This is a genomic window from Salmonella sp. SAL00672, assembly GCF_046552175.1.
Classification (GTDB): domain Bacteria; phylum Pseudomonadota; class Gammaproteobacteria; order Enterobacterales; family Enterobacteriaceae; genus Salmonella; species Salmonella enterica.
In genome coordinates this window covers 159,999-181,907 of record NZ_JBGDUQ010000002.1, presented here as the reverse complement: position 1 = coordinate 181,907, position 21,909 = coordinate 159,999, and the positions used below count along the sequence as shown (strand labels likewise).

Here is a 21,909-nt window from a genome sequence, read left to right as displayed (position 1 = left end):
CCGTAAAACAAGATCTGCTCAAAATGCATCCAATTGTTAACACATGACATTAAATATTGTGTAAATGTGATTATTCCTGGTGTTTATCCCGATTTTCACTATGGGCTTAGACCCCCGCTAATCCCTGCAATACTTAATTCAGTATCATGTGATACACGGCCCTCTGGAGCTCATTTTGAACAGGTTACCTTCCAGCGCATCGGCTTTGGCCTGTAGCGCGCACGCACTGAATCTCATCGAGAAGCGAACGCTAAACCATGAGGAAATGAAAGCACTAAACCGAGAGGTCATTGACTACTTTAAAGAGCATGTAAATCCAGGATTTCTGGAATACCGGAAATCTGTTACCGCCGGCGGGGATTACGGAGCCGTAGAGTGGCAAGCGGGCAGTTTGAATACGCTTGTCGACACCCAGGGGCAGGAGTTTATCGACTGTCTTGGGGGGTTTGGCATCTTTAACGTGGGGCACCGTAATCCTGTTGTGGTATCCGCCGTCCAGAATCAACTCGCAAAACAACCTCTCCACAGCCAGGAGTTACTTGATCCCTTGCGGGCGATGCTGGCAAAAACGCTGGCGGCGCTGACACCGGGGAAACTCAAGTACAGCTTTTTCTGTAACAGCGGCACCGAATCCGTCGAAGCGGCGCTAAAACTGGCAAAAGCGTATCAGTCGCCGCGCGGCAAGTTTACCTTTATCGCCACCAGCGGCGCATTTCATGGCAAATCATTGGGCGCGCTCTCCGCCACGGCCAAATCCACCTTCCGCAGACCCTTTATGCCTTTACTGCCGGGCTTCCGCCATGTGCCGTTTGGCAATATCGACGCGATGAGCATGGCATTTAGCGAAGGCAAAAAAACGGGCGACGAGATAGCAGCCGTGATTCTGGAGCCTATTCAGGGTGAAGGCGGCGTGATCCTGCCGCCGCAGGGATACCTGACAGAGGTACGTAAGCTCTGTGACGAATTCGGCGCGCTGATGATTCTGGATGAAGTACAAACCGGCATGGGGCGTACCGGCAAGATGTTTGCCTGTGAGCACGAAAATGTGCAGCCTGATATTCTGTGTCTGGCGAAAGCCCTGGGCGGCGGCGTGATGCCGATTGGCGCCACCATCGCGACTGAAGAGGTGTTTTCGGTTCTGTTCGACAACCCCTTCCTGCATACCACCACTTTTGGCGGTAATCCGCTGGCTTGTGCTGCCGCGCTGGCGACCATTAACGTACTGCTGGAGCAAAATCTCCCGGCCCAGGCGGAACAAAAAGGCGATACGCTCCTGGATGGTTTTCGACAACTTGCGCGTGAGTATCCCAATCTGGTACACGATGCGCGCGGCAAAGGTATGTTGATGGCCATTGAATTTGTCGACAACGAAACGGGCTACCGTTTTGCCAGTGAGATGTTCCGTCAACGCGTGCTGGTCGCTGGTACGCTGAATAATGCGAAAACAATTCGTATCGAGCCACCGCTCACGCTAACCATTGAACTGTGCGAACAGGTATTGAAATCAGCGCGTAATGCGCTGGCGGCGATGCAGGTGAGCGTTGAAGAGGTTTAAAAACGATGCCGGATGGCGCTGTGCTTATCCGGCCTGTTTTCTCCGGGTCGCGGCCTCTTTTTTGAATCCCATCACAATCACCACATTCCCCTTTTCCCTTTTATCTCGCGACGGCTACAGTAGTAACTCATCCGACCACATAACAATAATTTTACATACTGGATACGCTTATGAGCTACCCGTCGCTGTTCGCCCCGCTCGATCTGGGCTTTACTACTCTCAGAAACCGTGTGCTGATGGGATCGATGCACACGGGTCTGGAAGAACATCCTGATGGCGCTGAGCGCCTGGCGGCATTTTATGCCGAGCGCGCACGACACGGCGTAGCGTTAATCGTCACCGGCGGTATTGCGCCCGTTCCCTCCGGGGTCGTGATGACCGGCGGCGCGATGCTGAACGACGCCAGCCAATTAACGCCTCACCGCGTGGTGACCGATGCCGTACATGCGGAAGGCGGTAAAATCGCGCTGCAAATTCTGCACACCGGACGTTACAGCTATCAGCCGCACCTGGTCGCGCCGTCGGCAATTCAGGCGCCAATCAACCGCTTTATGCCACATGAACTGACGCATGATGAAATCTTGCAGTTAATCGACGACTTCGCACATTGCGCGCAGCTGGCGCGGGAAGCAGGCTACGACGGCGTAGAGGTGATGGGATCAGAGGGCTATCTGATTAATGAATTTCTCACGCGGCGAACTAACCATCGCGATGACGAATGGGGCGGCGACTATACCAGCCGTATGCGCTTCGCGGTTGAGGTAGTACGCGCGGTACGCCAGCGGGTAGGGAACGACTTTATTATTATCTATCGCCTGTCGATGCTCGATCTGGTGGAAAATGGCGGCACGTTCGACGAAACGGTACAACTGGCGCAAGCCATTGAAGCCGCAGGCGCAAGCCTAATTAATACCGGCATTGGCTGGCATGAGGCGCGAATCCCGACCATCGCCACGCCAGTACCGCGTGGCGCCTTTAGCTGGGTGACACGGAAACTCAAAGGTCATGTGTCGGTTCCGCTGATCGCGACCAATCGCATTAACGATCCGCAGGTCGCCGAGACGATCCTGACGCGCGGCGATGCCGATATGGTGTCGATGGCGCGTCCCTTCCTTGCCGATGCTGAATTCCTGACTAAAGCGCAATCCGGACGCGCAGATGAGATCAATACCTGTATCGGCTGTAATCAGGCCTGTCTGGATCGGATCTTCATCGGCAAAGTGACCTCCTGTCTGGTGAACCCGCGCGCCTGTCACGAAACCCACATGCCGATAACGCCGGCCATACGCAAAAAGAACCTGGCCGTTGTCGGCGCAGGCCCGGCGGGGCTGGCTTTCGCGATTAACGCCGCGTCGCGCGGCCATCATGTCACGCTGTTTGACGCTCAGAGTGAAATTGGCGGTCAGTTTACTATCGCCAGGCAGATCCCGGGTAAAGAGGAGTTTTATGAAACGCTGCGCTACTACCGTCGAATGATCGATGTTACTGGCGTTACGCTGAAACTGAACCAACGGGTGAACGCAGAGGATCTTCAGCCGTTTGACGAAGCGATCCTCGCCTGCGGAATAGTACCGCGACGCCCGCCGATAGACGGTATCGATCATCCAAAAGTATTGACCTACCTGGAGGTATTGCGCGATAAAGCGCCGGTTGGTAAGCGAGTGGCGATCATCGGCTGCGGCGGGATCGGTTTTGACACGGCCATGTATCTGAGCCAGCATGGCGAATCCACCAGCCAAAATATTGCTGAATTTTGTACGGAATGGGGAATTGATACCAGCCTGCAACAGGCAGGCGGTCTGCGCCCGGAAGGCCCGCGCCTGGCACGTAGTCCACGGCAAATCGTCATGCTGCAACGCAAAGCCAGCAAGCCGGGCGAAGGGTTAGGTAAAACCACCGGCTGGATCCATCGCGCGACGTTACTGGCGCGCGGCGTGAAGATGATCCCGGCGGTCAGTTACCAGAAGATCGACGACGACGGATTACATCTCTTGATCGGCGGCGAACCGCAGTTGCTGGAAGTGGATCATGTGGTGATCTGCGCCGGACAGGAACCTCGCCGCGAGCTGGCGGACCCGTTACGCGCCGCAGGTAAAACGGTACATCTTATCGGCGGATGCGATGTCGCGATGGAGCTGGATGCCCGACGGGCGATTGCCCAGGGCACCCGACTGGCGCTGGAGATTTAACGACTTTACCTGATGGCGCTGCGCTTATCGGGCTTACGTCGTCATACCGGTTTTACAGGCCGGTATGACGCTTGAGCGCCTTATCGACGGCGTCCCTGCTTCACCGCTTTCAAAATAACAAATTTATTGTTGGTTGCTATCGTCGCGCAATTACCGAAAATCTTCTTCAGCTTGTGGAAATAGTCCAGATGGCGGTTCGCCACAATATACAGTTCGCCGTTGATTTTCAGGCAGCGGCGGGCATGATGGAACATCTCCCAGGCGATATTATCCGTCAGCGCATGTTTCTGGTGGAACGGCGGGTTGCAGAACACAGCGTTAAAACGGAACGGCTCCACGCCGGAGAGCGCATTGTTGATCATAAATTCGCAGCGTTCGAACGCTTCCGGCAGGTTCGTTTCTACATTCAAACGGCTGGAATCTACCGCCATCGGCGATTCATCGACAAATACCACTTTCGCCTGCGGATTTTTCGCCAGTAAGCTCAGGCCAATCACCCCATTGCCGCAGCCGAGATCGACAATCTCCCCGTCGAGGTTTTCCGGCAAATGCTGCATAAAGAAGCGCGCGCCGATATCCAATCCGGTACGAGAAAACACATTCGCGTGGTTGTGAATCGTCCAGCCTGTATCTTCCAGTTTCCAGCTTAGCGTTTGCGGCGCGTCGGCCAGTTGCGGATGACTGAAGGTACAGTTAATCAGGCGCGCTTTCTTCCACGCCAGCGTCGTCGTGGTTGGGCCCAGCACTTTTTCAAACAGTTCCAGCGTAGAGGTATGAATATCACGCGCTTTCGCGCCGGCGATAATACGCGTTTGCGCCGTAACGACCTTACGCAAAGCGCGTAACTGCTGTTCCAGCAATGCCAGTGTTTTCGGTACCTTAATCAATACCACGCCCGGCGCCTGCGGGTAGTCAGCGGTACTGTCGAGAAACGTTACGCTGGACTCCGCGATGCCGTTATGGCGTAAATTCTCTCGCGTACCCAGTTCGCTTAAATACGAATCGCCAATACTGTATGGCGAATGCTCCGCCAGCGCACAGCTTAGCGCGCCAAACGTATCATTCAGGATCAGCACCGGGCCGCGAATTTCCGTCTCATCCAACTGTTGCAGCAGATACTCATCGGCCGCCTCCCACGCCAGAAGCGGGTTAACATCATCCGTTTGCGGAAAACGTTTCAGCGTCAGTGAACGGAAACCGTCGTCTACGTGGCTCATTAGGCCTCCTGAATGGTAAAATTGCGGCGTTATCCCTGAAAAGGGTGCGTGAGTATACACTTTTTATCAGCAACATGGAGCTTTGATGACCTCACTAACTTACCTTCAGGGGTATCCGGAACATCTCCTTGCCCAGGTGCGCGCCTTAATCGCCGAGCAGCGCCTGGGAGCAGTGCTGGAAAAACGTTATCCCGGCGCGCATGATTACGCCACTGACAAAGCGCTATATCACTATACTCAGGAACTGAAAAGTCAGTTTCTGCGCAATGCGCCGCCCATTAATAAAGTGATGTATGACAGCAAGATCCATGTGCTGAAAAATGCGCTGGGACTGCATACCGCTGTCTCGCGCGTTCAGGGCGGCAAGCTCAAGGCAAAGGCGGAGATCCGCGTCGCCACCGTGTTTCGTAACGCCCCGGAGCCATTCTTACGGATGATTGTGGTTCACGAGCTGGCGCACCTGAAAGAGAAAGATCATAACAAAGCGTTTTATCAGCTCTGCTGCCATATGGAGCCGCAGTACCATCAACTGGAGTTTGATACGCGACTGTGGCTGACGCATCAGGCGCTGTCGGCACAATAAATTCTGAAAATGCCCCTTCCCCCGTATCTTTTTAACGGCGTGGGCATAAAATCGGCGCGTTCACATTTCGCTCATTGCCTGCCGCCACGTCAAGGATGACGATCTGTAGAGGGTATTTTTTATCCACCGCCAACGGAACCGCGCAACGACCATGCTCCCACAATGTGCCCGTTTTATCCGCCGCCTCTGTTTTACACGTCGGGCGTTAACAGTGGCGTGCTTTCTGCTTGTCGCAGCAGGCGTCGCGCTTTTCTATTCTAACTGGCTTATCGTCAACGCCTCGCAGCATCTGACATGGAATGATATTCAGACCGTTCCCGCCCGCAACGTCGGGCTGGTGTTAGGCGCGAAACCCAGCAATCGGTATTTTACCCGGCGGATTAATACTGCCGCCGCGTTGTATCACGCCGGTAAAGTGAAGTGGCTGTTAGTCAGCGGCGATAACGGCAAAAAAGAGTACGATGAACCTTCGGCGATGCAGCAGGCGCTGATAGCGAAAGGTGTGCCGGAAGCAGCCATTTTTTGTGATTATGCCGGATTCTCCACGCTGGACTCCGTGGTTCGCGCCCGGAAAGTGTTTGGCGAAAGCCGCATTACGATTATCTCGCAAGCATTTCATAATCAACGGGCGATCTGGCTAGCGCAACAATATGGCATTGACGCTATCGGCGTTAACGCGCCGGATCTGAATAAAAGGCACGGAACCTACACACGACTTCGGGAAAAGCTGGCGCGGGTTAGCGCAGTGCTGGATGCCAAAATTTTGCATCGTCAGCCTAAATATCTGGGCGCTGGCGTCACTATTGGGGCTGATAGCGCACACGGGTGCCCTTCTCGCCAGTAAAATGCCAGAGTGCGTCGCAGCGCACTGGCAAGGGCGGAAAGGCGTGCTACATTGACGAAAATCCCTTTCTGGAGTCCGCTGACGTTTATGATACGTTTCGCTGTAATTGGGACTAACTGGATCACGCGCCAGTTTGTCGACGCCGCCCATGAAACCGGCAAATTCAGGCTCGCCGCCGTTTACTCCCGTAGTCTTGAACAGGCGCAGTCTTTCGCAAATGATTATCCCGTCGAGCATCTGTTTACCTCGCTGGAAGCGATGGCGCAAAGCGACGCGATCGAGGCGGTTTATATCGCCAGCCCGAATTCCCTGCATTTCTCCCAGACGCAGCGTTTTTTGCAGCATAAAAAGCATGTCATGTGCGAAAAGCCGCTGGCTTCTAACCTGGCGGAGGTTGATGCCGCTATCGCCTGCGCGCGCGATAACCAGCGGGTACTGTTTGAAGCCTTTAAAACCGCCTGCCTGCCCAATTTCCTGCTGCTGCGGGAATCGTTGCCGAAAATCGGCAGAATGCATAAAGCATTACTAAATTACTGCCAGTACTCTTCACGTTATCAGCGCTATCTGAACGGCGAAAACCCGAATACGTTTAATCCGGCCTTCTCCAATGGTTCGATTATGGATATCGGGTATTACTGTCTGGCGTCGGCGATCGCGCTATGGGGCGAACCGCGCAGCGTTCAGGCGTCGGCGAATTTATTGGAAAGCGGAGTAGATGCGCACGGCGTCGTGGTTATGGATTACGGCGATTTTAGCGTCACGCTACAGCATTCCAAAGTCAGCGACTCGGCACTGGCCAGTGAAATTCAGGGCGAGAGGGGATCGCTGGTCATTGAAAAGCTGTCGGAATGCCAGAAAGTGTGTTTTGCGCCGCGCGGCGCGCTGATGCAGGATCTGACCCAGCCTCAGCATATTAATACGATGCTGTATGAAGCCGGGGCGTTTGCCCAGCTTATTGAAAACCACGCCGTGGAACATCCGGGGTTGTCGCTAAGTCGCGCCACGGCAAAATGGCTGACAGAAATACGCCGTCAAACCGGGGTCATCTTCCCGGCGGACGATCTGACTCATCCCCTTACTGCGTAAAATTATGTAAATCATATGTTACAGGCCATTGACTCTACGCGTGGCCTGTCATACTTTGTTACGCGCAAAGGGGAGTAACTTCATTGCCGGTCGATCGTCATTACGATGTGTGCAAAACCACATCCGGTCACCGGGCAGCCATAAAGGAATGCGTCAGCGTATTCCTTTATTGTTGTAAGTGAGACCTTGCCGAATGGCAAGGTCTATGCATAAAAGCAACGGCTAATGCCATTCGGCGTTAGCCGTTTTTTTTTTGCATAGGGAGAAATAATGAATACTGTTGGTACGCCATTATTATGGGGTGGATTCGCGGTTGTTGTGGTGATAATGCTATCCATCGACCTGTTGTTGCAGGGACGCCGTGGCGCACATGCTATGTCGATGAAACAAGCGGCAGGATGGTCAATCCTGTGGGTAACGCTCTCGCTACTGTTTAACGCCGCTTTCTGGTGGTATCTGGCTGAAACGCAAGGGCGCGAAGTTGCTGACCCGCAGGCATTGGCGTTCCTTACCGGCTATCTGATTGAGAAGTCGCTGGCCGTAGATAACGTCTTTGTCTGGCTGATGCTGTTTAGCTATTTCTCCGTCCCTCCGGCTCTGCAACGCCGGGTGCTGGTGTATGGGGTTCTTGGCGCGATCGTGTTGCGTACTATCATGATTTTCGCCGGTACCTGGCTTATCACTCAGTTCGAATGGCTGCTGTATGTGTTCGGCGCCTTCCTGCTGTTTACCGGCGTAAAAATGGCGCTGGCGAAGGAAGACGAATCCGGCATTGGCGAAAAACCGATGGTGCGTTGGCTGCGCGGGCATCTGCGTATGACCGATACGATCGAGAACGAGCACTTTTTCGTACGTAAAAATGGCCTGTTGTATGCCACGCCGCTGCTGCTGGTGCTGATTATGGTTGAGCTCAGCGATGTAATCTTCGCCGTTGACAGTATTCCGGCGATCTTTGCGGTCACCACCGACCCGTTCATCGTACTGACCTCTAACCTGTTTGCCATCTTAGGACTGCGCGCGATGTACTTCCTGCTGTCCGGCGTGGCGGAACGCTTCTCGATGCTGAAATATGGTCTGGCGGTCATTCTGGTCTTTATCGGCATTAAGATGCTGATCGTCGACTTCTACCATATTCCTATCGCGATTTCGCTGGGCGTAGTGTTTGGCATTCTGACCATTACGCTGGTGATTAACGCCTGGGTTAACCATCAGCGCGATAAGAAACTACGAGCGCAATAATCTTTTATCGGGGTAAACCTGCCCCGTCAAAAACGCCCGACAGCGCACACCTGTCGGGCGTTTTTGTTTAACATGTCACAATACTGTTAATATAAAGTTATAAAACATGATCACAGCAAAAAATCCAGGATATTTCGCTTCCCGAACCTTCAACTTTCCTTATACTCAACCAGGTAAACACTTTGTTACATCCTGAAAGATGCGCCGTAAGAGCGTGCAGGGGATGACCAGCAACACAATACAAGGAACATGAAATGGCTACGCAACGAGCATCAGGGCTACTGCAGCGTTTAGCGCAAGGCAGTCTGGTTAAACAAATTTTAGTGGGTCTGGTACTGGGGATTTTACTGGCATGGATTTCTAAGCCTGCGGCAGAAGCGGTTGGCTTGCTTGGCACCCTGTTCGTCGGCGCCTTAAAAGCGGTCGCCCCCGTTCTGGTGCTGATGCTGGTAATGGCCTCGATCGCCAACCACCAGCACGGCCAAAAAACCAATATTCGCCCTATTCTCTTTCTTTACCTGCTAGGCACCTTTTCAGCCGCGCTGGCGGCCGTTGTGTTCAGCTTCGCCTTCCCTTCAACGCTGCATCTGTCCAGTAGCGCCCAGGATATCGTGCCGCCGTCCGGCATTGTAGAAGTCTTGCGCGGTCTGCTGATGAGCATGGTGTCGAACCCCATCGACGCGCTGCTGAACGCTAACTATATCGGGATTCTGGTATGGGCCGTCGGTCTGGGATTTGCCCTGCGTCATGGTAATGAAACCACCAAAAACCTCGTGAACGATATGTCTAACGCCGTGACCTTTATGGTGAAACTGGTGATCCGTTTCGCGCCAGTCGGTATTTTTGGTCTGGTTTCATCAACGCTTGCAACCACCGGCTTCTCCACCCTGTGGGGCTATGCGCACCTGCTGGTCGTCTTGATTGGCTGTATGCTGCTGGTCGCGCTGGTGGTCAACCCGCTGTTGGTATTCTGGAAAATTCGTCGCAACCCTTATCCGCTGGTGTTCGCCTGCCTGCGTGAAAGCGGCGTTTATGCCTTCTTTACCCGCAGCTCTGCCGCCAATATTCCAGTGAATATGGCGCTGTGCGAAAAGCTGAATCTGGACAGGGATACTTACTCCGTTTCCATTCCGCTGGGCGCCACTATCAATATGGCCGGCGCGGCAATTACCATTACGGTTCTGACGTTGGCGGCAGTCCATACGTTAGGCGTCCCGGTGGATCTGCCTACAGCGCTGCTGCTGAGCGTGGTGGCCTCGCTGTGTGCTTGCGGCGCCTCCGGCGTGGCAGGCGGTTCATTGCTGCTGATCCCGCTGGCGTGCAACATGTTTGGCATCCCGAACGATATCGCGATGCAGGTAGTAGCGGTCGGCTTTATTATCGGCGTATTGCAGGATTCGTGTGAAACGGCGCTGAACTCATCTACCGATGTTCTGTTCACTGCGGCAGCCTGCCAGGCAGAGGACGAACGTCTGGCGAATAACGCCTTGCGTAGCTAAGTGATTATCGATGCCGGATGGCGTATGCCATCCGGCGTAACGATAGATCTGAATCTCCCAATCCGTAGGCTGTGACGTAAAGCGAATTTATATCCACACGCAACATCCTCGCGTAACGTTATATGTAGATGGCGTCTGCCGCGGCGCTCGGTCAGCGTAAAGTATAAAGTGTCAGCCTGTGTAAATCCTCTCGCCACCCTCCCTTGCGATAAGCAAAATCAAAGCTCAACGACGCGTAATTTCTATAACGGACTTCGTTGACCTTTGTTACAATTAGATGCATTTTGAATTTTTGTGTGTTAGTGCTTGCTTACTTCACAACTTAACAAGGAATAGTTCAGGCCGCGAATTTGCCGTTTCCGCAACGCTGATAAAAACTCCAACTCTGTTGCGGCAGTGCAAACCTCAGATCACCGGCGTGACGTTAACCGATTCTCCAGGAATACTGAATGGAACTACTGACTCAATTGCTGAATGCCCTGTGGGCTCAGGACTTTGAAACACTGGCCAATCCTTCCATGATTGGCATGTTATATTTTGTGTTATTTATGATTTTGTTTCTGGAAAATGGGCTGCTCCCTGCCGCCTTTTTGCCTGGCGACAGCCTGTTGATCCTGGTCGGCGTGCTGATCGCCAAAGGCGCGATGGGTTATCCACAAACCATTTTGCTGCTTACCGTCGCGGCCAGCCTGGGTTGCTGGGTCAGCTATATTCAGGGCCGCTGGCTGGGGAATACCCGCACCGTGCAAAACTGGCTCTCTCATCTCCCCGCACATTATCATCAACGCGCCCATCACCTTTTCCATAAACACGGCCTGTCGGCACTATTGATAGGCCGTTTTATCGCGTTTGTCAGAACGCTGCTGCCCACCATTGCCGGCATATCCGGTCTGAATAACGCGCGCTTTCAGTTCTTCAACTGGATGAGCGGCTTGTTGTGGGTGCTTATCCTGACGTCGCTGGGCTATCTGCTGGGCAAAACGCCCGTCTTTATGAAGTATGAAGATCAGTTAATGTCATGCCTGATGCTGCTGCCCGTGGTGCTGCTCTTTTTTGGCCTGGCGGGTTCACTGGTCATGCTGTGGAAAAAGAAGTATGGGAGCCGGGGATAACTTATGCTTAAACCACGCATAACTGCCCGACAACTCATTTGGATCAGCGCTTTTCTACTGATGCTGACCATACTCATGATGACGTGGTCAACGCTGCGTCAGCAAGAGTCGACGCTGGCCATTCGCGCGGTTAACCAGGGCGCCAGTATGCCAGACGGCTTCTCAGTTCTGCATCATCTGGATGCGAACGGCATTCATTTTAAAAGCATTACGCCTAAAAATGACATGTTGCTCATTACCTTCGATTCCCCTGCGCAAAGCGCCGCAGCAAAAACAGTGCTTGATCAAACGTTACCACACGGTTATGTCGTCGCTCAGCAGGACGATGACAACGAAACGGTACAGTGGCTGTCCCGCTTACGGGAAAGCTCACACCGCTTTGGCTAATCTCCAGGAATCCGAATCATATCACTCACTTTGGTGATTTCATTGTTTAATGACTATGATTAATAAAGCGGTGTTTAACCCACCGCGTTATTATCGGGATCACCGCCCCGGACAACGGGTCCGAACATAAGGGAAAGTTCAGGAATGAAATACCGCATCGCTTTGGCTATCACGCTTTTTACACTTAGCGCCGGTAGCTACGCTAATTCGCTTTGTCAGGAAAAAGAGCAGGATATACAAAAGGAAATTAGCTACGCTGAAAAGCACAACAATCAGCGCCGTATTGAGGGTCTGAACAAGGCGCTCAGCGAAGTACGCGCCAATTGTACTGACAGCAAGCTGCGCGCCGAGCATCAGAAAAAGATCGCTGAGCAAAAAGAAGAGGTAGCCGAACGCCAACGTGATTTAGCCGAGGCAAAAGCAAAAGGCGATGCGGATAAAATAGACAAACGTGAACGTAAGCTGGCCGAGGCTCAGGATGAGCTAAAAAAACTTGAGGCCAGAGACTACTAAATTAACGCCGAATGTAAATACTCACTCACCTGGAGAAAACTATGTCGAAAGATAACACTACGGAACATCTGCGCGCTGAGTTGAAATCCCTGACCGATACGCTTGAAGAAGTGCTGAGCTCTTCGGGCGAAAAGTCGAAAGAAGAGTTGAGTAAGATTCGTAGCAAAGCCGAGCGCGCGCTGAAAGAGAGCCGTTACCGCCTGGGCGAAACGGGTGATGTGATTGCCAAACAGACTCGCGTCGCCGCCGCCCGCGCCGATGATTATGTGCGCGAAAATCCCTGGACAGGCGTAGGCATTGGCGCCGCTGTCGGTCTGGTGTTGGGCGTACTGCTGACGCGTCGTTAATTATGGCGGACTCTCGACAGGCACAAGGACCAGGCAAAAGCGTACTGGGTATCGGGCAGCGGATTGTCACCATTATCGTTGAGATGGTGGAAACCCGGTTGCGACTGGCGGTAGTAGAACTGGAAGAAGAGAAAGCGAACCTCTTTCAGCTTTTGCTGATGGTAGGTCTTACCATGCTCTTCGCGGCGTTTGGCTTAATGAGCCTGATGGTTCTGGTCATCTGGGCTATCGATCCTCAGTACCGTTTGAACGCGATGATCGCTACCACAGTTGTGCTGTTAGTGCTTGCGCTAATCGGCGGCATCTGGACTTTGCGCAAAGCGCGTCAGTCCACGCTATTGCGCCATACGCGGCACGAACTGGCTAACGATCGGCAAATTCTGGAGGACGATCAGTCGTGAGCAGCAAAGGCGAACGCGAAAAACGTAAAGCGCTGCTTCTCAGTCAGATCCAGCAGCAACGGCTGGATCTGTCCGCCAGCCGTCGCGACTGGCTGGAGACCACCGGCGCGTACGATCGCGGCTGGAATACGGTGTTAAGCCTGCGCTCCTGGGCGCTGGTCGGTAGCAGCGTAATGGCCATCTGGACCATCCGTCATCCTAATATGTTGGTACGCTGGGCGAAACGCGGCCTGGGTATCTGGAGCGCCTGGCGCCTGGTAAAAACTACCCTCCGTCAACAACAGCTCCGCGGTTAATATCTTTTCTTTTATAGCATCGCGCCATCAGGTTATCGCCCGATTACCCCTGGTGGCGCGATACTTTTATGCATATCGTCTCTTTATCAATCACTCAAATTTTTTGAAAAAATTTGGCAATTTTCCTTGCTAACAATTCCTGCACGCCACGTTTATGATTCTCTCCAGCGATAACAATGATGCGCCAAACCGCGTCATTGCTCATGAAAATAGCAGCAGCCGCCGAATCGGCCCTCTGGAGAATAAAATGAAAAAATTAGAAGATGTTGGTGTACTGATAGCGCGTATTTTAATGCCAGTTCTGTTTATTACCGCAGGATGGGGAAAAATTAGCGGCTATGCGGGCACACAGCAGTATATGGAAGCGATGGGCGTACCAGGATTCCTGCTGCCGCTCACCATACTGCTTGAGTTCGGCGGCGGTCTGGCGATTCTGCTGGGGTTCCTCACCCGCACCACTGCGCTTTTCACCGCTGGTTTTACGTTGCTGACGGCATTGATCTTCCATAGCAATTTTGCAGAAGGTGTAAACTCGCTGATGTTTATGAAAAACCTGACCATTGCCGGCGGATTCTTATTACTGGCGTTAACCGGGCCTGGCGCGTTCAGCCTTGACCGTCTGCTGAATAAAAAGTGGTAAGCAATCTATACTCAATTAAAAAAGCGAGGGAATAGCGCCTCGCTTTTGTCATCTGAAGGAGAGAGACATGGGACAACTGATCGATGGCGTCTGGCACGATACCTGGTATGACACCAAATCTTCCGGGGGGAAATTTCAGCGTTCAGCGTCGGCTTTCCGCAACTGGCTTACCGCTGACGGCGCGCCCGGACCTTCCGGCGAAGGCGGATTCGCCGCAGAAAAAGATCGTTACCATCTGTACGTTTCCCTTGCCTGCCCCTGGGCGCATCGCACGCTCATTTTCCGTAAACTGAAAGGTCTGGAGCCGTTTATTCCGGTTTCCGTCGTGAATCCATTGATGCTGGAAAACGGCTGGACGTTTGATGATACTTTTCCGGCGGCCACCGGCGATACCCTCTATCAGCATGAATTTCTCTACCAGTTGTATCTGCACGCCGATCCACACTACAGCGGCCGCGTCACCGTACCGGTCTTATGGGATAAAAAAAATCATACTATCGTCAGCAACGAGTCCGCCGAAATCATTCGTATGTTTAACTCCGCCTTCGATGGGCTGGGCGCTAAAGCCGGGGATTACTATCCCCCCGCGCTGCAAAGCAAAATTGACGAGTTAAACGGCTGGATTTATGACAACGTTAATAACGGCGTTTATAAAGCAGGCTTCGCCACCAGCCAGCAAGCGTATGATGAAGCGGTAGACAAGGTATTTACTGCGCTGGCGCGCCTGGAACAGATTCTCGGACAGCACCGCTATCTGACGGGCGACCAGTTGACCGAGGCGGATATCCGCTTATGGACGACCCTGGTACGCTTTGATCCGGTTTACGTGACTCATTTCAAATGCGACAAATACCGAATCAGCGACTACCTGAATCTGTACGGTTTCCTGCGCGATATCTATCAAATACCGGGCATTGCTGAAACCGTTAATCTTGACCATATTCGTCACCACTATTTCCGTAGCCATAAAACGATTAACCCCACAGGCATCATTTCCATCGGACCGTGGCAGGATCTGCTCGAACCTCACGGGCGCGACGTACGCTTTGGCTAATTTCAGGCGTCCTTCGGGACGCCTTATTAATAAATACCACAAATATTTACCAACATTTCATTCGCGGCTATTCTTAGTTTGATTACTTTAAAAACAAGTGATTGAACCATTATTGAGGCGAAAATGGATTGGTATTTAAAGGTTTTAAAAAATTATCTGGGATTTGGCGGCCGCGCGCGACGCAAAGAGTACTGGATGTTTATTCTGGTCAATATCATCTTTACCTTTGTGTTGGGCCTGCTGGACGCCATGCTTGGCTGGCAACGCGCCGGGGGTGAAGGCGTTCTGACCACCATTTACGGCGTTCTGATCTTTTTACCGTGGTGGGCCGTGCAGTTCCGTCGTCTGCATGACACTGACCGCTCCGCATGGTGGCTACTGTTGCTACTTATCCCCATTATCGGCTGGCTTATCATCATCGCGTTCAACTGCCAGAATGGTACGCCGGGCGACAACCGCTTCGGCCCCGATCCGAAACGTTTTTCCTGATGGCGGCGCGGCGCCGCTTTTAAAGCGCCGCGCGCTATTTATTTTCCGGCGAATAGCTTAGGTATTTCCCGCAGGCACCAGGCTTTTGCCTCCCCCATACTGTCGCGCCGCCAGGCCATAATAATATCGATTTCGCTGGTCGATTCCGGGCTGACCACGCGTAGCCGCCCTTCGGCAATATCCTGTTCCACCATCGAATATGGCATGGTCGCGACGCCAAGCCCGGCCAGCAGCGCCTGACGTTTATCTTCAATCGTGCTTACCGTCAGACGTGGCTGCTTATCCAGCAGTTGCACCGTTAATACCGGCCGCTCGCGCGCGGTATCCGCTACCGCTACGCCGCGGTATTTAACCCGCGTCACTTCCGAAAGCGGCTCCGGCTCCTGATGAATAGGATGGTCAGGCGCGGCGACATACACATTCATTAACGTATACAACTTACGGGAGTTAATTTCCGACGACGATCGAAAATGCATATCCGGAGCGATGACAATATCCGCCCGTCCCTGCTCAAGCCGCTCCCATGCGCCAGCCAGTACTTCGGTAATCAATGAAAGCTGCGTATTGGCTTTAGCGGCCAGCCGGTCGATCAGCGGAAAAAAAGCAGGCGTCGGTACCAGAGCTTCAGTGACCAGCGTCAGATGCGTTTCCCAACCGCGGGCCAACGCTTCAGCATCCGTCGTTAACTTGTCTGCCGCTTCCAGCAATACCCGCCCGCGTTCCAGCAGCATACGTCCGACGTTGGTGAATTTTGTACGATGGCCGGAGCGATCGAACAGTACAACGTCCAACTCTTCTTCCAGCTTCTGCATGGTGTAACTCAGCGCGGAGGGCACCCGCCCCAACTCATCAGCCGCTGCGGCAAAACTGCCCCGGCGGTCAATGGCGTCCATCACACGCAATGCTTCAAGCGTCAGCGCTCTCTCTTTAGCCATAACGTTCTCATTCAGGAAATTTGAACATACCGGGCAGAATATCTGGCTAACAATGCAGCGTCCAGCCCCTTAACATAAAAGGAAGTAAAGAGAGGTTAATAACGATGATTACGACCCGAACCGCCAAACAATGTGGACAGGCAGACTACGGATGGCTACAGGCCCGCTATACCTTCTCCTTTGGACACTATTTCGACCCTACACTGCTGGGCTACGCGTCGTTGCGCGTACTGAACCAGGAAGTGCTGGCGCCGGGCGCCTCTTTTCAGCCTCGAACTTACCCAAAGGTGGATATTTTAAACCTGATTCTGGACGGCGAAGCGGAATACCGCGACAGCGACGGCAACCATGTACAGGCTAAAGCGGGCGAAGCGTTACTGCTCGCCGCGCAGCCGGGCATTAGCTACAGCGAACATAATCTCAGCAAAGTTAAGTCGTTAACCCGAATGCAACTGTGGCTTGACGCCTGTCCTGAACGGGAAAACGCGCTGGTACAAAAAATCCCACTCCTGGCGGCGCAACAACAGCTTCTTGCCTCGCCCGACGGTGAGCAAAACAGCTTACAACTGCGCCAACAGGTCTGGGTACATCATATTACGCTGGAGAAAGGCGAATCGCTTAATTTCCAGCTTCACGGGCCGCGCGCCTATTTGCAGTCGATTCACGGTACGTTCCACGCGATGACGCACAACGAAGAACGCGAGGCGTTAACCTGCGGAGATGGCGCATTTATTCGTGATGAACCTAACATTACGCTGGTTGCCGATACGCCGCTGCGCGCATTACTGGTAGATTTACCGGTGTAGCCAGCCAGAAAAGGAGTCGCAAGATGAGTAAAAAATCGGCGAAGAAACGTCAGCCCGTGGTAAAACCTGCCGTACAGGAGGCGATGAGCGCCACTGTGCCGCTGGGCTATGAAGAGATGCTAACCGAACTGGAAGCCATCGTGGCGGACGCCGAAGCCCGGCTGGCAGAAGAAGAGGCCGCAGCCTGAAATCATGCCGGATGGCGGCGCAAGCGCCCGATCCGGCTGATAACGGGTAGACCCGATAAGCGCAGCGCCATCGGGCAACACGCTGCCCCGACGTCATGCCGGGGCGTTATTATTAATGCGCTTTACTGGCCATAATCTCGATGATCTGCTTGTCTGTCTGCTGCATTGAGCGACACGCCAGCGAACACAAATTCGAAATAGATTGTTCGACATTGTGCGCCACAATCCCTTCGTTTCCGGTCACCGCCGTATCATCCAACGCCATCAGTACGGCTTTCCACGCCGCCGACGCGCTGGTAGAGACTTTCATCGCGCAGCTATTCGACGCGCCATCGCAAATCATCCCGCTGACATCACCAATCATACTGCTGATAGCCATTGCGATAGTGTCGTAACGACCATCTATCAGCCACGCCATACCCGCTGCCGCGCCCATCGCCGCCGTAGTTGCCGCGCACAGCGCCGACAAACGCGGAAGCTGATGGTGAATATAGATAGCGCTCAAATGCGATAACATTAGCGCGCGCGCCAGGCGCTCGTCATCGGCGCCGACATGTTCAGCAACCACCATGACTGGCACCGTGGCGGTAATCCCCTGGTTGCCGGAACCGGAGTTGCTCATCGCGGGCAACGTGGCACCGCCCATTCTGGCGTCTGACGCCGCGCTGGTACGGATCAAAATCGCCGTGGAGAGATCTTTCGCCAGCAGACCGCGATCGCACTGTTTGGCCAGCGTCGAACCAATATGCAGCCCCCAGGAACCACGCAGTCCCTCCTGCGACAACGCGCCGTTTAGCCTGGCCGCATCGAGAATAAAGCGAATAGCGTCAAAGGGCACCGCATTCACAAACGCCAGGATCTCTTCCAGCGAGGTATGAGACAGCACTCCCAGTGGCGAGGTTTTTTCTTCTTCCTGCGCATTATCGGCCTGGGTAAATACCACGCCCTTGTCGGTTTCTATCCGCACAATATTTGTATGATCGCCGACGATCGTGACACATGCCCAGCTATCGCCGCTATACACTTTCGCCCGTGAAAACAGGATATCGTTACATGGCTCCTGCAACATCACTGCGACATGTCCGGCGGCCAGCATCGCTTTTGCATCGGCAACGGCTTTAGCGGAAGCGTCTTTTAGCACCTCCAACCCGGCTTTCGCATCACCGCCCAACGCGCCCAACGCCGCGGCGATCGGTAGCCCTACCATTCCCGTTCCTGGAACGGTAACGCCCATACCATTTTTCATCAGATTAGGCGAAACCCACGCGTCAATGCGTTCAACTGTGCCGTCAAGTTCAGCCGCCGCCGCCGCTGCCGCCAGCGCCAGTGAAATTGGCTCAGTACACCCCAGCGCCGGTTTTACTTCTTCCTGTACGGCCAGGATAAAACTTTGCCACAATGGATTTATTTTAGATTCAAACATAACAACAACCTTAATCTCAGGTATATCAAGAGAATGCCAGGAACGGAGAAACGCATAGCAGCAGACCGGTAATAATAATCAGGTACAACGAAGCGCCTTTATATTTGTGCAATGCGGGAACCTTGTAGACCAACCATGCCGGAATTAAACAGCCCACCATACCGAAGATAGGGCTACAAATAGAGGTGAAGCTCAGTACCGGCGCGTTGAGCACAATGGCGCTCCAGGCCAGCAAAATAGCGAAAATCATAATGCCGCGCTGTACCAGATTTTCCTTAATCTTCTCGGCGGGCATTTTGCGGCGCAGGATATTCATCACAATGCCTTGCGTCGCTTCGCGGAATCCTAAATAAACGCCAAAGAAGGCGGTCATGACGGCAAAGATGTTCAGAATTACGCTAACCACTTTGACCCAGCCAGCGCCATCGCCGCTAATAAATTGCGCGGCGATCGCCAGGGCGGAAATATTCTGCTCGTAGGCTTTCACCGCTTCGTCATGCCCCATCGCCAGGGTGAAGGAAACCGCATAGAAAAATACGGTAACGAACAGGATGCCAAACGCAATATTCATGGCACGCAGCGCTTTATGGCGTGCGACCTCAATAGATTTTTCGCGTGAACGGTAAGAGATCACCATTGGGCTTAACGTCTGGATAAATAAAATCGAGGTCAGCGTAAATGGCAGGGTAATAATGGCGTTTTTAATCAGCAGGGCCATCGGCGGCAGCGCGCCAATGTTATACAGATGCCACATACCCACCATGGAGACGCCCAGCGCCGCCACTACCAGTAGCTTGGTCAGCACCATGCCGGTGGAAATTTTGAACAGTAATTTTTCACCGCGTGAGGAAATCGCCACCAGGATGCAGATCAGCACCAGACCATAAAATGGACTATCGGAAAGCAATCCTTCCGTTACGCCGAAAGTATGCAGATAAGAGGCGCTGTCGTTAGTAATCGCCGTAGAATAGACGAACATCCAGATGACGAGCATCACAAAGTACAGCGCGCCTAATAAAATACCCCAGTTTTTGCCCAGATAGCCGCTGATCACGCTGGGGTAGTCTTTACATTCCGGGGATTCCGCCAGCGTATTAATAAACAGCCGCTGGAACAGGTACATGGCCGGATAGCCAATAATAGAAGAGAGTAAAAAGACCCAAAGTCCCATCAGGCCAACCTGGACAGGAAGAAAAACGATCCCTGCGCCGATCGCCATCCCGATACTCATAATGACCCAACCGGTGTCGGTACTATCAAATTTGATGGCTTCACGCCATTCGCTTTCTGTCATCCCTGCCCGACGCGCCGGGGCTGATGCGTCGAGGATTACGCTGGTATTACTTGCCGATTCCATAAAATTCTCGCTCAATGTGTAGGTAGAGGTTTTTTTTATTTTTCGTGCCGCAGCAAGGCGATATGCAGAACGTGAGGTGCAGGTACTTTCTTGTAATAAGAAAATCATACGCGCACGATAAGAGAAAAACTTACCAATAAAACGCCTGCATTTCTTGTGGGTTAAGAATTCTTTTCTATTTACTATTGGTTTAATGTTGTTATTTTCTCTATTTGACGCGTATCACAACAAAAAAGGGCGCACTTTGGTGCGCCCTTTTCTCAACTTCTGTCTTCTACGTTATCCCATAGCCTGCTCACTCTGCGCCTGTCGGGCCTATCCACAAACGACTTTAATCGCCAGACCGCCGCGCGACGTCTCGCGATATTTGTCGTTCATGTCTTTACCCGTTTCGTACATGGTTTCGATTACTTTATCGAGCGAAACCCGCGGTTCAGAGGTACGGCGTAGCGCCATTCGCGCCGCATTTACCGCTTTAACGGCGTTAATCGCATTACGTTCAATACAAGGGATTTGTACCTGACCCGCCACCGGGTCACAGGTGAGGCCAAGGTTATGCTCCATCGCAATTTCCGCCGCAATACAGACCTGCGCCGGACTGCCGCCCAGCAGTTCTGTCAGCCCCGCCGCCGCCATCGAACACGCGACGCCAACCTCGCCCTGACACCCTACTTCCGCGCCGGATATCGAGGCGTTCATCTTGTACAGCATACCAATCGCCCCCGCCGACAGCAGATAACGGGCGATAGAGTTGGCATTGACCGGACGACGGAATTTGTCGTAATAGGCCAGCACCGCAGGAATAATGCCGCACGCGCCGTTGGTCGGCGCGGTGACCACTCGCCCGCCCGCCGCGTTCTCTTCGCTCACGGCCAGGGCGAACATGTTAATCCAGTCGATGACGTTCATCGGATCGCGGGAGAGATTATCGCTGGAGACCAGCAGACGCCGTAACGCTACCGCGCGGCGTGGAACGTTCAGCGGCCCCGGCAGCACGCCCTCAGTATTCATGCCACGTTCAATTCCGGTCGCCATCACCTGCCAGATGCGGGCAAAGCCAGCGTCAATCTGCTCTTTGCTCCGCAACGCCAGTTCATTTTGCATCATCAGGCCGGAAACCGAGAGCCCCTGTCTTTCACACAGCGTCAACAGCTCGCTGGCGGAATGAAAATCATACGGCACCGATTTTTCTACGTCGTGCGACTGACCAAAGCGTTCCTCTTCGACAATAAAGCCGCCGCCAATAGAGTAATACGTTTTGTGTAAAAGCGGCGCTTGTCCGTTCCAGGCGGTAATACGCATACCGTTTTCATGGCGCGCCAGGGTTTCAGCGTGAAAGAGAATACTGTCGGCGACGGGAAAATCCACCACATGCGCGCCACCCGCCACCGATAAACGGCTGCTGCGGGCAACCTCCTGGATAAACGCCGGAATGCTATCAATATTGACATCCTGCGGCGTATTGCCCGCCAGGCCCATAATGACGGCGGTATCGGTCGCGTGGCCTTTGCCCGTCAGCGATAGCGATCCGTAAAGATCAACCGTGATGCGCGTCGTTCGCGGCAGGTCGCCGCTGTCGATCAGCCGATCGATAAAACATTTTCCTGCATTCATTGGCCCTACGGTATGGGAGCTTGAAGGTCCAATGCCAATCTTAAAAATATCAAATGCGCTAATCATATCTCCCCCTAAGATTACCGTTCAGTGAAGATCCGTCGCGGGGCGATCCACACGATCGCCCCGTTCACG

General features: G+C 53.3%; 23 protein-coding genes. 18 read left to right on the top strand and 5 right to left on the bottom strand.

The genetic code is table 11. The features are described from left to right. Positions 1-175: 175 nt before the first annotated feature. A complete protein-coding gene (gene ygjG, locus ACLJTG_RS06655; protein ID WP_001520281.1) occupies positions 176-1,555 on the top strand; it encodes a putrescine aminotransferase in 1,380 nt (459 codons plus the stop codon). A gap of 170 nt (positions 1,556-1,725) precedes the next feature. Then, entirely contained in the window at positions 1,726-3,744 is a 2,019-nt protein-coding gene (locus tag ACLJTG_RS06650) for an NADPH-dependent 2,4-dienoyl-CoA reductase (protein WP_017465428.1), read from the top strand. A gap of 80 nt (positions 3,745-3,824) precedes the next feature. Here ACLJTG_RS06650 and rlmG read toward each other — a convergent pair whose 3' ends face one another. After that, a complete protein-coding gene (gene rlmG / locus ACLJTG_RS06645; RefSeq protein WP_000019985.1) occupies positions 3,825-4,961 on the bottom strand; it encodes a 23S rRNA (guanine(1835)-N(2))-methyltransferase RlmG in 1,137 nt (378 codons plus the stop codon). 85 nt (positions 4,962-5,046) lie between these two features. On the opposite strand from rlmG, the gene ACLJTG_RS06640 reads away from it, so the two are divergent. The 14 genes from ACLJTG_RS06640 (at position 5,047) to ACLJTG_RS06575 (ending at position 15,451) form a co-directional block, all read left to right on the top strand. Continuing rightward, complete coding sequence (locus ACLJTG_RS06640; protein WP_000202966.1) at positions 5,047-5,544, top strand: M48 family metallopeptidase; 498 nt, start codon at positions 5,047-5,049, stop codon at positions 5,542-5,544. A gap of 151 nt (positions 5,545-5,695) precedes the next feature. Next, on the top strand, positions 5,696-6,388 hold the full coding sequence (locus ACLJTG_RS06635; protein WP_410958908.1) for a vancomycin high temperature exclusion protein: 693 nt from the start codon (positions 5,696-5,698) through the stop codon (positions 6,386-6,388). A gap of 87 nt (positions 6,389-6,475) precedes the next feature. Further along, positions 6,476-7,474: a Gfo/Idh/MocA family protein gene (locus ACLJTG_RS06630; RefSeq protein WP_053444906.1), complete on the top strand. Its 999-nt coding sequence runs from the start codon at positions 6,476-6,478 to the stop codon at positions 7,472-7,474. A gap of 270 nt (positions 7,475-7,744) precedes the next feature. Next, positions 7,745-8,713, top strand: a complete 969-nt coding sequence (locus tag ACLJTG_RS06625) for a TerC family protein (RefSeq protein ID WP_001098836.1) — start codon at positions 7,745-7,747, stop codon at positions 8,711-8,713. A gap of 254 nt (positions 8,714-8,967) precedes the next feature. Beyond that, positions 8,968-10,212, top strand: coding sequence for a serine/threonine transporter SstT (sstT, locus tag ACLJTG_RS06620; RefSeq protein WP_000235363.1), 1,245 nt, complete (start codon positions 8,968-8,970; stop codon positions 10,210-10,212). Positions 10,213-10,661: 449 nt separating this feature from the next. Then, entirely contained in the window at positions 10,662-11,324 is a 663-nt protein-coding gene (gene yqjA, locus ACLJTG_RS06615) for a DedA family general envelope maintenance protein YqjA (RefSeq protein WP_000422143.1), read from the top strand. Positions 11,325-11,327: 3 nt separating this feature from the next. Then, the gene (gene mzrA, locus ACLJTG_RS06610; protein WP_000917516.1) at positions 11,328-11,711 is read left to right on the top strand and encodes an EnvZ/OmpR regulon moderator MzrA; all 384 of its coding nucleotides are present in this window, start codon (positions 11,328-11,330) and stop codon (positions 11,709-11,711) included. Positions 11,712-11,855: 144 nt separating this feature from the next. Further along, on the top strand, positions 11,856-12,224 hold the full coding sequence (locus tag ACLJTG_RS06605; RefSeq protein ID WP_000877297.1) for a DUF1090 domain-containing protein: 369 nt from the start codon (positions 11,856-11,858) through the stop codon (positions 12,222-12,224). A gap of 41 nt (positions 12,225-12,265) precedes the next feature. Next, positions 12,266-12,571 (top strand): YqjD family protein, encoded by a 306-nt coding sequence (locus ACLJTG_RS06600; RefSeq protein WP_000031219.1) that lies wholly within the window; start codon positions 12,266-12,268, stop codon positions 12,569-12,571. A gap of 2 nt (positions 12,572-12,573) precedes the next feature. After that, positions 12,574-12,972, top strand: a complete 399-nt coding sequence (locus ACLJTG_RS06595; protein ID WP_000785626.1) for a phage holin family protein — start codon at positions 12,574-12,576, stop codon at positions 12,970-12,972. Continuing rightward, positions 12,969-13,268 (top strand): YqjK-like family protein, encoded by a 300-nt coding sequence (locus ACLJTG_RS06590; protein WP_000095496.1) that lies wholly within the window; start codon positions 12,969-12,971, stop codon positions 13,266-13,268. Before ACLJTG_RS06595 ends, ACLJTG_RS06590 begins: the two co-directional genes overlap by 4 nt. A 247-nt stretch (positions 13,269-13,515) precedes the next feature. Beyond that, the gene (locus tag ACLJTG_RS06585) at positions 13,516-13,908 is read left to right on the top strand and encodes a DoxX family protein (protein ID WP_001592732.1); all 393 of its coding nucleotides are present in this window, start codon (positions 13,516-13,518) and stop codon (positions 13,906-13,908) included. Positions 13,909-13,975: 67 nt separating this feature from the next. Further along, positions 13,976-14,962, top strand: coding sequence for a glutathione S-transferase family protein (locus tag ACLJTG_RS06580; RefSeq protein ID WP_000531159.1), 987 nt, complete (start codon positions 13,976-13,978; stop codon positions 14,960-14,962). Between the two features lie 123 nt (positions 14,963-15,085). After that, positions 15,086-15,451: a DUF805 domain-containing protein gene (locus tag ACLJTG_RS06575; protein WP_000384139.1), complete on the top strand. Its 366-nt coding sequence runs from the start codon at positions 15,086-15,088 to the stop codon at positions 15,449-15,451. 38 nt (positions 15,452-15,489) lie between these two features. Here ACLJTG_RS06575 and yhaJ read toward each other — a convergent pair whose 3' ends face one another. After that, positions 15,490-16,386 carry a DNA-binding transcriptional regulator YhaJ gene (gene yhaJ / locus ACLJTG_RS06570; protein WP_001041026.1) on the bottom strand — a complete coding sequence of 299 codons (897 nt, stop codon included), beginning with the start codon at positions 16,384-16,386 and terminating at the stop codon, positions 15,490-15,492. Positions 16,387-16,490: 104 nt separating this feature from the next. Here yhaJ and ACLJTG_RS06565 point away from each other — a divergent pair, with 104 nt between their 5' ends. Both ACLJTG_RS06565 and ACLJTG_RS06560 read left to right on the top strand, forming a co-directional pair. Beyond that, the gene (locus ACLJTG_RS06565) at positions 16,491-17,192 is read left to right on the top strand and encodes a pirin family protein (RefSeq protein ID WP_000633555.1); all 702 of its coding nucleotides are present in this window, start codon (positions 16,491-16,493) and stop codon (positions 17,190-17,192) included. A gap of 23 nt (positions 17,193-17,215) precedes the next feature. Then, positions 17,216-17,380, top strand: a complete 165-nt coding sequence (locus tag ACLJTG_RS06560) for a hypothetical protein (protein ID WP_000039326.1) — start codon at positions 17,216-17,218, stop codon at positions 17,378-17,380. Positions 17,381-17,492: 112 nt separating this feature from the next. Here ACLJTG_RS06560 and ACLJTG_RS06555 read toward each other — a convergent pair whose 3' ends face one another. From ACLJTG_RS06555 to tdcG, 3 genes are all read right to left on the bottom strand, one after another. Continuing rightward, positions 17,493-18,803: a serine dehydratase subunit alpha family protein gene (locus ACLJTG_RS06555; protein WP_000463071.1), complete on the bottom strand. Its 1,311-nt coding sequence runs from the start codon at positions 18,801-18,803 to the stop codon at positions 17,493-17,495. Positions 18,804-18,828: 25 nt separating this feature from the next. Then, positions 18,829-20,160, bottom strand: a complete 1,332-nt coding sequence (locus ACLJTG_RS06550; RefSeq protein ID WP_000443187.1) for an amino acid permease — start codon at positions 20,158-20,160, stop codon at positions 18,829-18,831. Between the two features lie 315 nt (positions 20,161-20,475). Further along, the gene (tdcG, locus tag ACLJTG_RS06545; RefSeq protein ID WP_000622084.1) at positions 20,476-21,840 is read right to left on the bottom strand and encodes an L-serine ammonia-lyase; all 1,365 of its coding nucleotides are present in this window, start codon (positions 21,838-21,840) and stop codon (positions 20,476-20,478) included. Between the last annotated feature and the right edge of the window lie 69 nt (positions 21,841-21,909).